Below are 12,943 nucleotides of genomic sequence, written 5' to 3'. Positions count from 1 at the left end.
TCAAAAATGATAAAAAAAATTGGTTTAGCTACACTACTATTTTTTAGTATTGCAATTGCAAATTCACAAGAAATTACACCAAATTTAATAATCGAAAACCAAGGTTTCTCAATTAATTCTTTATGGAGAGGAATTTTAGGAATGCTTTCTTTACTACTTGTTGCGTATTTATTTAGCAGTAATAAAAAAGCAATAAATTGGAAAACTGTTGGTGCCGGTTTAACAGCCCAACTTTTAATAGCTATTGGCGTTTTAAAAGTCCCTTTTGTACAAGCTATTTTTGAATTTGTAGGAAGTATTTTTACAAACATTTTAGATTATACAGCTGCAGGTAGTGAGTTTTTATTCGGAGGTTTAATGAATATAGAATCGTACGGCTTTATATTTGTGTTTCAAATACTGCCAACTATCATATTCTTTTCAGCATTAACTTCTTTATTATTTTACTTAGGAATTATTCAAATAATAGTGAAAGGTTTAGCTTGGCTACTTACAAAACTATTACATATTTCTGGAGCAGAAAGCTTATCTGTTGCAGGAAACATATTTTTAGGTCAAACTGAAGCTCCTTTAATGATTAAAGCATATTTAGAACGTATGAATCGTTCAGAAATATTATTAGTTATGATTGGTGGTATGGCAACAGTAGCCGGTGGAGTTTTAGCTGCATATATTGGTTTTTTAGGAGGTAACGACCCAGAACTTCGTTTACATTTTGCAAAACATTTATTAGCCGCTTCTGTTATGGCTGCACCTGGAGCAATTGTAATTTCAAAAATTTTATATCCACAAACTGAAAGCATAAATACTGATGTACACGTTTCTCAAGAAAAAATTGGCTCTAACATACTAGATGCTATTGCCAACGGAACAACAGAAGGCCTAAAATTAGCTGCAAATGTAGCTGCAATGCTTTTGGTATTTGTAGCAATTATTGCAATGCTAAATGGTATATTAGGTTGGATTGGAGACGTTACTAACTTAAACGATTGGATGGTTGCAAACACACCATACCAAAAATTTACTTTAGAAGCTATTTTGGGTACAATTTTTGCTCCTTTAATGTGGTTAATTGGAGTTGCTAAAGAAGATATTATGCTTATGGGACAATTATTAGGTGTAAAATTAGCAGCAAGTGAGTTTGTTGGTTATATACAATTAGCTGAACTTAAAAACGTAGCTAATATTACCCATTTTACCTATAACAAATCTGTAATTATGGCAACATATATGCTTTGTGGATTTGCAAATTTTGCTTCTATTGGAATTCAAATTGGAGGTATTGGATCCTTAGCTCCTGGACAACGTAAAACACTTTCAGAATTTGGAATGAAAGCACTAATTGGAGGTTCAATAGCTTCATTACTATCAGCTACAATTGCAGGAATGATTATTGGATAAAGATAAAAGCGGAAAGTGTTAGATTAAATTATGAGAACTTTTAGAAACTTAACTATTTGGAATAATTTACGAAATCTTGTTAAGGAAGTGTACACTTTCACACAAAAATTTTCTAGTTCTAAAGATTATGGGTTAATTTCTCAAATCAATCGCTATTCAATTTTAATCCCAGCAAATATTACAGAGGATTGCGCCAAAAGTTTAAATAAAAATTTAGGGAGACTCTTACAAATAAGTCTTGGATCTTTATATCAATTAGAACATCGTATCATACTTTGCTTAGATTTAAAGCTTTCGGTTCAAACCGATTCCTAATCATTTATTGATAAAAATCAAAAACTTTAGAAACAAATTGCACCATTAATAAACAAATTATAAATTCACAGCTTTTAGCATTAACCTTAAAGCTTTAATCCATAAAATGAAACAATATTTAGACCTAATAAAACACGTTCAAGAAAATGGAACGATAAAAGAAGATAGAACTGGAACAGGAACAAAAAGTGTTTTTGGTTATCAAATGCGCTTTGATTTAAATAATGGATTCCCAATGGTTACTACAAAAAAACTACATTTAAAATCTATTATTCATGAATTACTTTGGTTTTTAAAAGGAACTACAAATATTGAATATTTAAAAGAAAACGGAGTTAAAATCTGGGATGCATGGGCTAATAAAGATGGAGATTTAGGTCCTGTTTATGGCCACCAATGGCGTAATTGGAACAGTGAAGATATCGATCAAATTACGGAAGTAATAAACACTATAAAAACAAACCCTGATAGCAGAAGAATGCTAGTAACAGCGTGGAATCCAAGTGTACTTCCAGACACAGCTATTTCTTTTTCAGAAAATGTAGCCAACGGAAAAGCTGCTTTACCTCCTTGCCATGCTTTCTTTCAATTTTATGTAACCGACGGTAAATTATCTTGTCAATTATACCAACGTAGTGCCGATATATTTTTAGGAGTTCCCTTTAACATCGCATCATATGCCTTATTAACTATGATGATTGCTCAAGTTTGCGATTTAGGATATGGAGATTTTATTCATACTTTTGGTGATGCACATATTTATAGCAACCATAGTAAACAAGTAGCCTTACAATTATCTAGAGAACCTAGAGCTTTACCTCAAATGAAAATTAATCCAAATATTAAAAATATTTTTGATTTTAAATTTGAAGATTTTACCTTAGTAAATTACAATCCTCACCCACACATTAAAGGTGTAGTTTCTGTATAATATTATAAAAAAGTTAACGTTAAGCATAAAAAAACAATATGGACTCTTTACAATTAAAAAATAAAATTATTGAAAGAATTATTGAAATAGAAGACATTAAATTGTTAAAATCTATAGATGGGCTTTTAAATACTTCAGATAAAAACATCTCGAAATTTCTAGCTTTTGCAAACGATAAGTTTTCTGAAGCTAATGAAACTGAAGATTATACTAACTATATAAAAGAGTGGGTTAAAAATATGTAAAACTAGTTAGATTATGAATGAACAATTTGAATTGTACGAAAACGCGAGAAAACGCATCAAACAAAAAAAACGACTTTACCTACATTTCGTAGTTTTTTTAATTGGTTCTGTTTTTTTAATTATCCTTAATAAATTTGTCAAAGTTTGGGAACAATACGATTGGTTTGTTTGGGCTATTTTAACTTGGCTATTCTTATTTATATTACATTTTATTAATGTATTTATTACCAATAAGTTTATGAATAAAGAATGGGAGCAGAAACAAACTGAAAAATTAGTTCTAAAACAAGAAGTAAAAATTGCTAAACTCGAAAAAAAAATTGCTGAAGAAGCTAAAATTAAAGCCGAAAGTAAGCAGTATGCTTCTGAAATAAAAGAAAAAGAACAGCTACCAAATACTAAAAAAGACGAATGATTACAATTATTGCTGCAATTGCTGAAAATAATGCTTTAGGAAAAGACAATAAACTTATCTGGCATTTACCAGCAGATTTAAAAAGGTTTAAACAAGTAACATTGAATCACCATATTATTATGGGAAGAAAAACTTTTGAATCACTGGGTAAACCACTTCCTAATAGAACTTCAATTATAATTTCAAGAAATAAAAATTATAAGGTTGAAGGCTGCATTGTTGTAAATTCTTTAGAAGAAGCCTTAAAAGCTGCAGCAAAGGACGAAAACCCTTTTATTTTAGGCGGTGCAGAAATTTACAAACAAGCAATAAATATTGCTGATAAACTAGACTTAACTTTTGTACATCATACATTTGATGCTGATGTTTTTTTCCCTTCTATAGATCCTTCTATCTGGAAAGAAACTTCAAGACAACTTTTTAAGGCTGATGAAAAAAACAAATACGACTACAGTTTTGTAACTTTTGAAAAATTGTAGATTTGATTATATTTAGTAATTTTAGAAGAATGACTAAAATTATTAAATCAAAACTTAAAAACAAAAAAAAGAGCTTCAACTGAAGCCCTTTTTTTTACTAAACCAAACATAAATAATATATAAATTATATACTACTATTTTTTATAAACACTTTGTTCAAATATCTTTCCTGCACTTTTTGTTACAAGCTTATAACTTCCAGATCTTAACTCTTCTAAACTTATAGCTTTTCCTAAGTTAACTTCTCCATTTAATAATTCTTTATACAATAAATTAGATTCATCATCGTATAAATTAATTTCAAAATTTTCTTTATTAAATGCTACTTTAGAAATATAAACTAAATCACCATCTTGTCTTACAATAGGCTTGTAATAAGTGCTTTTAACTTCATTTTTAAATTCAAAACCTCTTGAAGTTACTGTAAAAGGCATTAAATTAATTTTTGTTGCTCCTTCAATCTCAAAATAATAATTACCTGTTGGTAATATATTTAAATCGTATTTTTTTGAGAAATAAACACCTTCAAATTCTTCAGAGTATAAAACCTCTCCATAAGTATCTTTTACACTTATTGTTAAATCTCTATCTGAATTCTTTAATCGTAGATCAATTAATTTTGAATCAATTGTACTTACTTTAATATCTAGGTCTTTGTTAATGTTCGTTGCGCTAATTACTGCTGTAGTTAAAACAACTACAAGTAGTAAACTTTTTTTAATTAAATTTTTCATAATTCAATAATTTATTAATTAGTATGGGACAAATGTATGGCAGATTATATGTTTAAAATACCTCTCATTTTCCATATTTATATTCTATTTTAACTGTTAATTAATTGTTAACTTTTTAAGGTTAATTTAGAATATATAGTTGTTAAACTTAGCTATTTATGATTAAATAATAACTCTGTAATATAATTTCAATTAGCTTAATTAGTGTACTTTTTTATTTAAGGTAAACAAAAATGATTCATATAACATAGAGATATTAAGTATGAAGAGTTTTATATATAGGTAATCTGAAATTTACTTGTTAAAAACAATTAAAGAACCTAAACATTATAACAAAAAAAAGAGCTTCAACTGAAGCCCTTTTTTTTACTAAACCAAACATAAATAATATATAAATTATATACTACTATTTTTTATAAACACTTTGTTCAAATATCTTTCCTGCACTTTTTGTTACAAGCTTATAACTTCCAGATCTTAGCTCTTCTAAACTTATAGCTTTTCCTAAGTTAACTTCGCCATTTAATAATTCTTTATACAATAAATTAGATTCATCATCGTATAAATTAATTTCAAAATTTTCTTTATTAAATGCTACTTTAGAAATATAAACTAAATCACCATCTTGTCTTACAATAGGCTTGTAATAAGTGCTTTTAACTTCATTTTTAAATTCAAAACCTCTTGAAGTAACTGTAAAAGGCATTAAATTAATTTTTGTTGCTCCTTCAATCTCAAAATAATAATTACCTGTTGGTAATGTATTTAAATCGTATTTTTTTGAGAAATAAACACCTTCAAATTTTTCAGAGTATAAAACTTCTCCATAAGTATCTTTTACACTTATTGTTAAATCTCCATCTGAATTTTTTAATCGTAGGTCAATTAATTTTGAATCAATTGTACTTACTTTAATATCTAGGTCTTTGTTAATGTTCGTTGCGCTAATTACTGCTGTAGTTAAAACAACTACAAGTAGTAAACTTTTTTTAATTAAATTTTTCATAATTCAATAATTTATTAATTAGTATGGGACAAATGTATGGCAGATTATATGTTTAAAATACCTCTCATTTTCCATATTTATATTCAATTTTAACCGTTAATTAATTGTTAACTTTTTAAGGTTAATTTAGAACATATAAGTGTTAAACTTAGCTATTTATGATTAAATAATACTCTGTAATATAATTTCAATTAGCTTAATTAGTGTACTTTTTTATTTAAGGTAAACAAAAATGATTTATATAACATAGAGATATTAAGAGTTTTATATATAGGTAATCTGAAATTTACTTGTTAAAAACAATTAAAGAACCTAAACATTATAACAAAAAAAAGAGCTTCAACAGAAGCCCTTTTTTTTACTAAACCAAACATAAATAATATATAAATTATATACTACTATTTTTTATAAACACTTTGTTCAAATATCTTTCCTGCACTTTTTGTTACAAGCTTATAACTTCCAGATCTTAACTCTTCTAAACTTATAGCTTTTCCTAAGTTAACTTCGCCATTTAATAATTCTTTATACAATAAATTAGATTCATCATCGTATAAATTAATTTCAAAATTTTCTTTATTAAATGCTACTTTAGAAATATAAACTAAATCACCATCTTGTCTTACAATAGGCTTGTAATAAGTGCTTTTAACTTCATTTTTAAATTCAAAACCTCTTGAAGTTACTGTAAAAGGCATTAAATTAATTTTTGTTGCTCCTTCAATCTCAAAATAATAATTACCTGTTGGTAATATATTTAAATCGTATTTTTTTGAGAAATAAACACCTTCAAATTCTTCAGAGTATAAAACCTCTCCATAAGTATCTTTTACACTTATTGTTAAATCTCCATCTGAATTCTTTAATCGTAGATCAATTAATTTTGAATCAATTGTACTTACTTTAATATCTAGGTCTTTGTTAATGTTCGTTGCGCTAATTACTGCTGTAGTTAAAACAACTACAAGTAGTAAACTTTTTTTAATTAAATTTTTCATAATTCAATAATTTATTAATTAGTATGGGACAAATGTATGGCAGATTATATGTTTAAAATACCTCTCATTTTCCATATTTATATCCTATTTTAACTGTTAATTAATTGTTAACTTTTTAGAGTTAATTTAGAATATAAACATATTAAATCTAAATAGAATGATTGATTTATTTATTTTTACATTTGTATATAACAAACATGAAAAATACAAAACCCACATTTAAAAAATTAAATCCAGAATTTGGAAGTTCAATTCGGATAAAACAACATAACAAAAATGTTATTGATGCTTTACCTTCTTGGCACTTTCATCCTGAATTAGAATTAATTTACGTTAATAAAGCAAATGGTAAAAGACATATTGGAAGTCATTTATCACATTTTAACAATAGCCAGTTAATTCTTATTGGAGCTAATTTACCGCACAGCGGATTTACAGACAGATTTACCTCTAATGGTACAGAAACAATAATTCAATTTAAAGAAGATTTCTTAGGAAAAGATTTTGTTGAACTACCTGAAATGCAATTTGTTAAGTCTTTATTTATTAAAGCTAAGAAAGGAATCTTATTTAATGTTGAAGCAAAAAAAATAATTGGTCCGAAAATAGAAAAGTTAGCTGATTATGAAGGAATGGATAGAATTATTCATTTTTTAGAAATTTTAAAAGATTTAGCACACACTAAAAACTATTCATTATTAAATGTTGACGGTTTTGCTTTTGAAATTGAACCTCAAGATAATAATAAGATAGATATTATTTTTGCATTTGTAAATTCTAACTTTAAAAGACCTATTCCTTTAGATGAGATTGCTGAAAAAGTTAGTATGACAGTACCAGCATTTTGTAGGTACTTTAAAAAATCTACAAATAAAACATTTACGCAATTTGTAAATGAATTTAGAATTGTACACGCAACAAAATTACTCGCTGAAAACCATTCGAGTATTACAGAAATTTGCTTCGAAAGTGGATTTAATAATTTCTCTCATTTCAACAAACTATTCAAAAAATTTACTGGAAGTAGTCCTTTAAAATATAGAAATGAAATGAAAAAATTATTGGTTCAAAAATAAACTATTTTAAAACTACATATATTATTAAGTAAATAGGTGTATTGTATGCAATACACCTATTTACTTAATAATAATTACAATTTTTCTAACTTTTGTACCTGTATTATTTACGTATTTATCTAATATTTAATACAAAAGGAGCTCTTGCCTGAATTCCTTTTAATGTAGACAATTGCTTTATATTTTGATAAATTTTATAATTCTCTTCTCCTAACTCTTCAATAATTAATTTTTCTTTTGAATTTGCAAATGGAAAACTATTAAATCTATCTTCAAAATCTAGTTTATAACTTGGATAATTTCGCACTTTGTAATCTATAACATCAGCTAATTCTGCTGCTTGCGCAACTGCATCGTCTAAATTACCTAGTTTATCTACCAATCCCTTTTCAACAGCCTCAACTCCGGTCCAAACTCTACCCTGTGCAATACTATCAACCTGATTAACTAACATACCTCTACCTTCTGCTACTCTTTCTAAAAATGTAGTATAAACTTGCTCAACACCTTCTTGTGTAACAGTTCTAAAAGCATCTGTCATTGGTTCAAAAACACTGTAATTAGCACTTTTATTAGTACTTACTTGTTCTGCATTAATACCAATATTATCAGCTAATTCACTAATATTTGGCAACACTCCAAAAACACCAATAGATCCAGTAATAGTAGTAGGTTCAGCGAAAATTAAATCGGCATTACAAGCTATATAATAACCACCAGAAGCAGCTACGTTCCCCATAGAAACAACAATTGGAAGTTTTTGACTAGCTAATTCTAATTCTCTCCATATTAATTCACTTGTTAAAGCACTTCCTCCCGGTGAATTTACTCTTAAAACAATAGCTTTTGTATTTTTATCATCTACAGCTTTTCTTAAGGCGTTAATAATTAATTCAGGACCAATATAATTTTCATCACCTTTACCATATATAATTTCACCTTGCGCATAAATTACAGCAATTTTATTACTTGCTGAAGATTTTAAACGCCCTTTTCCCGTAGAAATATAATCTTTTAATGTAATTTTATTTAGTTTATCTTCAGTAGAGATACCTACAGCTTCTTTAAGTTTAGCTGTATATTCATCAAAATAAATTGCTCCATCTACCATATCATTTTCAAGTGCCAAATCTGCATTTCTTGTTAGTAAATTATCTGCAATTGTATTTAATTCTTCAATGGTTTTATTTCTACTTTCAGAAATATCTTGTAACATTTCATTCCAAATAGAAGTCAAAAATGAAGTAATCTGAGCTCTATTATTATCGCTCATTTTGTCATATAAAAACGGTTCTACAGCACTCTTATACTTTCCATGGCGAATAACTTCCATTTTTACACCTGTTTTATATTGAACATCTTTATAATATAAAACTTCTGAAGACAGCCCTTTAAAATCTACCGCTCCAAAGGAATTAACAAAAATAGAATCTGCTACAGAGCATAAATAGTAACTCTGTTGATCGTACATATCTGCATACGAATTTATAAACTTACCCGATTCTTTAAACTCTAGAAGCGCATTTCTTATTGCTTGCGTTTGAGCAATACCACCATTAATATTCGAAAGTTGCAAACTAACACCTTTTATATTAGCATCTGTTGTAGCATTTTCAATGGCATTTAAAATTTCATTTAAACCCATTTTATCTTCGTTAAACCCAAACACCTCATCAAAAGGATTATCACTCTTTGGAGCATAATCTTTAATAACACCATCTAATTTAATTTCTAAAACTGAATTATTTTTAACAGCCACCTTTTCACTTTCAGAAGCAATAGAGGCAATTAAAATAAATAGCATAAAAATAATACCTAAAGCTATAAATGTACCAAAAATTGAGGCTAGTAAATTTCTTAAAAATTTCATGAACTATACGTTTTATATTAAAAAAACTTAAATGTTTATAAGTTGAGCTACAAAGATATATTTTTAAATAATACTTTTCTTTTCTTTGTACTCAGTTTATGAAAATATTAAGAACAACATATCTTTCTCTGGGAAGCAACCAAGGTGCTAAACTTAAAAATTTACAAGAAGCTATTAATTTAATCGCTGAAAAAATTGGTACAATCTCTAAAATTTCATCAGTTTACAAAACTGCATCATGGGGTTTTAAAAGCGACGATTTTTACAATATTTGCATTACCGTATCTACTGGTTTAAATCCTGAAAATTTATTAGAATCAATTCATAAAATTGAAATGCTTTTAGGCCGAAAACCAAATACAAGCACTGAATATAAAGCTAGACCAATAGATATTGACATTTTATTATTTGATGATGAAATAATATTTTCAAAAGACCTTACTGTTCCACACAAAGAAATGTTAAGCAGAAAGTTTGTACTAATTCCTTTAGCTGAAATTGCACCAAACCTTATACATCCTATTGAAAAACAACATATTAAAACACTTTCTAAAAACGCTACAGATACTAGTGAAATAGAAAAAACAACTTTAAATCTTATACGGCCAATTTCAATATCAGAAAAATATAATTACATTGCTATTGAAGGGAATATTGGTGCTGGTAAAACCACATTGACAAATATGATTGCCGAAGATTTTAATGCTAAAAAAGTTTTAGAACGTTTTGCAGACAATCCGTTTTTACCTAAGTTTTATAAGGATAACGAACGTTATGCATTTCCTTTAGAAATGAGTTTTTTAGCAGACCGCTACCAACAATTATCAGATGATTTAGCTCAATTTGATTTGTTCAAAAACTTTATAGTTTCCGATTATTATATTTTTAAATCATTAATTTTTGCTCAAGTAACCTTACAAAAAGACGAGTACTTTTTATATAGAAAAATGTTTGACATTATGTATAAAGAGATTACCAAACCAGATTTATACATTTATTTATACCAAAACACACCACGTTTATTAGAAAATATTAAAAATCGCGGTAGAGATTATGAACAAAATATTGCTCCAGAATATTTAGATAAAATTCATAATGGATACAATACCTTTATTAAAACCGAAAAAAAATTAAATACCTTAATTATTGATGTTTCAGACAAAGATTTTCTAAACAGTCCTGAAGATTATGCTGCTATTTTAAAAACCATAAATAATTGCGATTACTAATTGTAGTCAACAGTTTTTAGTTCTAGGCAAAACTTCAACCAAAATTGTGGCTTAATCCAAGTTAAGGTTAGTAAACAAGATTAAGGCTATAACTCCTCTTCTACTTCTTTAATTCTAATTTTTCAGCAAAATAATCACAAAAATCACGCATAGTTGCAGCCATTTTATCATCGTTTGTAGCATTTTCAAATGTATTGGCCATAGAAACTAATGTTTGATGAAAAAACTGTTTCATTTCATCAATAGGCATATCTTTTGTCCACAAATCCATTCTTAAAGTATCTTTTGTATTTGGATCCCAAACAGAAATCATTAAAGCTTTAGCTTCTTCATTAGTTATACCTCCTTCTTCAGCATTCCAATGTAATTTTTCAGGAACTTTATTTTCATCTAAGCCAACTGTAAATTCTATTTTTGATGTATGTTTTACTGCCATTATTTTTTTGGTTTGTATCTAGATTTGTTAAAAATTTCATCTGCATTAGTATGCAATAATTGCTGCAAAGTTACATTATTATTATTCATATAAGCTTTTACAATTTGCCAACCTAACCAAACACCAATACTTCCTGGAGTTTCTTTATCTATATCTATAAAAAATTTAGAAAAAGGTGCTTTATCTATAAAACGCGCCCTTAAATCAGAATCCGAACTATACAACAATTTATTTTCAATAAAATATTTCCAGATTCCAGATTCATTAGCTTCAGCCCATTGATATTCAACAGGTGTATACCCTATCAAACTAGATTTTGAATGGTTTGGAAGGTAACTTTCAATTAAATACATTCGTTTACCCTCATTAATTATAATATCCAGAAATTGCCTTTTTCTAGCTGGATTAATATGTTTTTTACTTATTTCTGCAGCAATATCTACTACCAATTGTGATTTTTCAAAATTTCGAGAAATATATGCAGGAAAATCAATATACATCGGATTATCTTTACCTAAATACATATCTAAAGAAACAAACAATAAACTATCGGCATATATTACTTTACTTTCATAATCTAAATCTGTAACCAACGTAATAATTTTAGGAGATTTAAAACTACTATCATAATATTTTATATGCTTAAATAAAGTTTCAATTTCTAATTTTTGATCCTTAAAATCTCCAAAAACCTCTTGTGTTTTTTTAAAAAGTTCAATTTCATCCTTATTATTAATTTTCTCTAACCAAATACTATCTGAATTATAAACCGGAAATAAATAAGGATATTTACTTTTTATTTTAGGTAAAGAGTTAGCTGTTGTAGTGTAAAATAGCTGTTCAAACCTATCAATTTCAACATCTACATTAATATTTGAAACATCTACATTAATCTTCATTTCTTTTTTACAAGAAATACTTACTAATAAAACTGATAACAGTATTAAAATTTTATTCATTAATTTATATATTTACGCTTCTTTATTTAAGAACGCTAAAATTACTAAAAAAGTTTAATTATGAATACTGAAAAAGTTGTTGAACATATTGTTGAATGGTTAAAAGAATACGCAACAAGTGCAAAAGTAAATGGATTTGTAATTGGGATTTCTGGAGGAATAGATTCTGCAGTTACATCTACACTATGTGCTAAAACTGGATTTCCAGTTTTATGTGTAGAAATGCCAATTCACCAAGGAGAAAACCAAGTTTCTAGAGCAAAAGAACATATTTTACATTTAAAAAATAATTTTAAAAATGTGAATTCAACTGTGGTGAATTTAACAACTTCATTTGAAGAATTTAAATCTGTTGTACCAACTATTGAAAATACAGCTACAGTAAATATGTCTTTAGCAAATACACGAGCTAGATTACGTATGACTACATTATACTATTTTGCAGGTCTTTATGGATATTTAGTTGCTGGAACTGGTAATAAAGTTGAAGATTTTGGCGTTGGTTTTTTTACAAAATATGGAGATGGTGGTGTAGATTTAAGTCCTATTGCCGATTTAATGAAATCTGAAGTTTATAAAATTGCTGAATTTTTAGGCGTACCTACAAGCATACAAAAAGCGGCACCTACTGATGGTTTATTTGGAGATAGCAGAACTGATGAAGATCAGATTGGAGCAAGTTATAATGAACTAGAATGGGCTATGAATCAAGCAGAATTAGGCAAAACTATTAATGATTTTGAAAATAGAGAAAAAGAAATTTTTTCTATTTATAAAAACAGAAACAATGCCAACAAACACAAAATGGTAGCTATACCCGTTTGTAAAATACCAAAAGAATTAAAATAA

Annotated in this window: 15 protein-coding genes; 9 read left to right on the top strand and 6 right to left on the bottom strand. The window is 27.4% G+C overall.

Going from position 1 to position 12,943, the window contains the following annotated elements:
- The first annotated feature begins 6 nt into the window (after nucleotides 1–6).
- The 6 genes from MHL31_RS13630 to MHL31_RS13610 all read left to right on the top strand — a co-directional run bounded on the left by MHL31_RS13630 (nucleotide 7) and on the right by MHL31_RS13610 (nucleotide 3,786).
- Complete coding sequence (locus MHL31_RS13630; RefSeq protein ID WP_240226502.1) at nucleotides 7–1,401, top strand: NupC/NupG family nucleoside CNT transporter; 1,395 nt, start codon at nucleotides 7–9, stop codon at nucleotides 1,399–1,401.
- 30 nt (nucleotides 1,402–1,431) lie between these two features.
- Nucleotides 1,432–1,716 (top strand): four helix bundle protein, encoded by a 285-nt coding sequence (locus tag MHL31_RS16350; RefSeq protein ID WP_371824124.1) that lies wholly within the window; start codon nucleotides 1,432–1,434, stop codon nucleotides 1,714–1,716.
- A 106-nt stretch (nucleotides 1,717–1,822) separates the two neighbouring features.
- Nucleotides 1,823–2,647, top strand: a complete 825-nt coding sequence (locus tag MHL31_RS13625; RefSeq protein WP_240226501.1) for a thymidylate synthase — start codon at nucleotides 1,823–1,825, stop codon at nucleotides 2,645–2,647.
- 38 nt (nucleotides 2,648–2,685) lie between these two features.
- Nucleotides 2,686–2,892, top strand: a complete 207-nt coding sequence (locus tag MHL31_RS13620) for a hypothetical protein (RefSeq protein ID WP_240226500.1) — start codon at nucleotides 2,686–2,688, stop codon at nucleotides 2,890–2,892.
- A gap of 13 nt (nucleotides 2,893–2,905) precedes the next feature.
- Nucleotides 2,906–3,307 (top strand): 2TM domain-containing protein, encoded by a 402-nt coding sequence (locus MHL31_RS13615; RefSeq protein WP_240226499.1) that lies wholly within the window; start codon nucleotides 2,906–2,908, stop codon nucleotides 3,305–3,307.
- Nucleotides 3,304–3,786, top strand: coding sequence for a dihydrofolate reductase (locus tag MHL31_RS13610; RefSeq protein ID WP_240226498.1), 483 nt, complete (start codon nucleotides 3,304–3,306; stop codon nucleotides 3,784–3,786). The genes MHL31_RS13615 and MHL31_RS13610 overlap by 4 nt, the downstream gene beginning before the upstream one ends.
- A gap of 134 nt (nucleotides 3,787–3,920) precedes the next feature.
- On the opposite strand, the gene MHL31_RS13605 is transcribed toward MHL31_RS13610, so the two are convergent.
- The 3 genes from MHL31_RS13605 to MHL31_RS13595 form a co-directional block, all read right to left on the bottom strand.
- The gene (locus MHL31_RS13605; protein WP_240226497.1) at nucleotides 3,921–4,520 is read right to left on the bottom strand and encodes a DUF3244 domain-containing protein; all 600 of its coding nucleotides are present in this window, start codon (nucleotides 4,518–4,520) and stop codon (nucleotides 3,921–3,923) included.
- A 406-nt stretch (nucleotides 4,521–4,926) separates the two neighbouring features.
- Complete coding sequence (locus tag MHL31_RS13600; protein ID WP_240226496.1) at nucleotides 4,927–5,526, bottom strand: DUF3244 domain-containing protein; 600 nt, start codon at nucleotides 5,524–5,526, stop codon at nucleotides 4,927–4,929.
- 398 nt (nucleotides 5,527–5,924) lie between these two features.
- Nucleotides 5,925–6,524 (bottom strand): DUF3244 domain-containing protein, encoded by a 600-nt coding sequence (locus MHL31_RS13595; RefSeq protein ID WP_240226495.1) that lies wholly within the window; start codon nucleotides 6,522–6,524, stop codon nucleotides 5,925–5,927.
- A 197-nt stretch (nucleotides 6,525–6,721) separates the two neighbouring features.
- On the opposite strand from MHL31_RS13595, the gene MHL31_RS13590 reads away from it, so the two are divergent.
- Nucleotides 6,722–7,600 (top strand): AraC family transcriptional regulator, encoded by an 879-nt coding sequence (locus tag MHL31_RS13590; protein ID WP_240226494.1) that lies wholly within the window; start codon nucleotides 6,722–6,724, stop codon nucleotides 7,598–7,600.
- A 115-nt stretch (nucleotides 7,601–7,715) separates the two neighbouring features.
- Here MHL31_RS13590 and sppA read toward each other — a convergent pair whose 3' ends face one another.
- Complete coding sequence (gene sppA, locus MHL31_RS13585) at nucleotides 7,716–9,470, bottom strand: signal peptide peptidase SppA (RefSeq protein WP_240226493.1); 1,755 nt, start codon at nucleotides 9,468–9,470, stop codon at nucleotides 7,716–7,718.
- Between the two features lie 98 nt (nucleotides 9,471–9,568).
- Between sppA and folK the strand changes: the two genes are divergently transcribed.
- Nucleotides 9,569–10,699, top strand: a complete 1,131-nt coding sequence (folK, locus tag MHL31_RS13580) for a 2-amino-4-hydroxy-6-hydroxymethyldihydropteridine diphosphokinase (RefSeq protein WP_240226492.1) — start codon at nucleotides 9,569–9,571, stop codon at nucleotides 10,697–10,699.
- A 100-nt stretch (nucleotides 10,700–10,799) separates the two neighbouring features.
- Here the strand turns inward: folK and gldC are convergent, their stop codons facing one another.
- Both gldC and gldB read right to left on the bottom strand, forming a co-directional pair.
- The gene (gene gldC / locus MHL31_RS13575; protein ID WP_240226491.1) at nucleotides 10,800–11,135 is read right to left on the bottom strand and encodes a gliding motility protein GldC; all 336 of its coding nucleotides are present in this window, start codon (nucleotides 11,133–11,135) and stop codon (nucleotides 10,800–10,802) included.
- Entirely contained in the window at nucleotides 11,135–12,094 is a 960-nt protein-coding gene (gene gldB, locus MHL31_RS13570; protein ID WP_240226490.1) for a gliding motility lipoprotein GldB, read from the bottom strand. The genes gldC and gldB overlap by 1 nt, the downstream gene beginning before the upstream one ends.
- Before the next feature lie 60 nt (nucleotides 12,095–12,154).
- Between gldB and nadE the strand changes: the two genes are divergently transcribed.
- Nucleotides 12,155–12,943 carry an NAD(+) synthase gene (gene nadE, locus MHL31_RS13565; protein ID WP_240226489.1) on the top strand — a complete coding sequence of 263 codons (789 nt, stop codon included), beginning with the start codon at nucleotides 12,155–12,157 and terminating at the stop codon, nucleotides 12,941–12,943.

Origin of the sequence: Lutibacter sp. A80 (assembly GCF_022429645.1) — a bacterium.
Lineage (GTDB): Bacteria > Bacteroidota > Bacteroidia > Flavobacteriales > Flavobacteriaceae > Lutibacter.
Note: the sequence above shows the minus strand (reverse complement) of the source record. Positions and strands in the feature narration are given on the sequence as shown.

What these genes read in the sequence shown, in the direction of transcription:
- folK (WP_240226492.1), top strand. Translation starts at nt 9,569, where the DNA reads ATGAAAATATTAAGAACAACATATCTTTCTCTGGGAAGCAACCAAGGT.
- MHL31_RS13610 (WP_240226498.1), top strand. Translation starts at nt 3,304, where the DNA reads ATGATTACAATTATTGCTGCAATTGCTGAAAATAATGCTTTAGGAAAA.
- sppA (WP_240226493.1), bottom strand. Translation starts at nt 9,470, where the DNA reads ATGAAATTTTTAAGAAATTTACTAGCCTCAATTTTTGGTACATTTATA.
- nadE (WP_240226489.1), top strand. Translation starts at nt 12,155, where the DNA reads ATGAATACTGAAAAAGTTGTTGAACATATTGTTGAATGGTTAAAAGAA.
- MHL31_RS13605 (WP_240226497.1), bottom strand. Translation starts at nt 4,520, where the DNA reads ATGAAAAATTTAATTAAAAAAAGTTTACTACTTGTAGTTGTTTTAACT.
- gldB (WP_240226490.1), bottom strand. Translation starts at nt 12,094, where the DNA reads ATGAATAAAATTTTAATACTGTTATCAGTTTTATTAGTAAGTATTTCT.
- MHL31_RS13625 (WP_240226501.1), top strand. Translation starts at nt 1,823, where the DNA reads ATGAAACAATATTTAGACCTAATAAAACACGTTCAAGAAAATGGAACG.
- MHL31_RS13590 (WP_240226494.1), top strand. Translation starts at nt 6,722, where the DNA reads ATGAAAAATACAAAACCCACATTTAAAAAATTAAATCCAGAATTTGGA.
- MHL31_RS13620 (WP_240226500.1), top strand. Translation starts at nt 2,686, where the DNA reads ATGGACTCTTTACAATTAAAAAATAAAATTATTGAAAGAATTATTGAA.
- MHL31_RS16350 (WP_371824124.1), top strand. Translation starts at nt 1,432, where the DNA reads ATGAGAACTTTTAGAAACTTAACTATTTGGAATAATTTACGAAATCTT.
- MHL31_RS13600 (WP_240226496.1), bottom strand. Translation starts at nt 5,526, where the DNA reads ATGAAAAATTTAATTAAAAAAAGTTTACTACTTGTAGTTGTTTTAACT.
- MHL31_RS13615 (WP_240226499.1), top strand. Translation starts at nt 2,906, where the DNA reads ATGAATGAACAATTTGAATTGTACGAAAACGCGAGAAAACGCATCAAA.
- MHL31_RS13630 (WP_240226502.1), top strand. Translation starts at nt 7, where the DNA reads ATGATAAAAAAAATTGGTTTAGCTACACTACTATTTTTTAGTATTGCA.
- gldC (WP_240226491.1), bottom strand. Translation starts at nt 11,135, where the DNA reads ATGGCAGTAAAACATACATCAAAAATAGAATTTACAGTTGGCTTAGAT.
- MHL31_RS13595 (WP_240226495.1), bottom strand. Translation starts at nt 6,524, where the DNA reads ATGAAAAATTTAATTAAAAAAAGTTTACTACTTGTAGTTGTTTTAACT.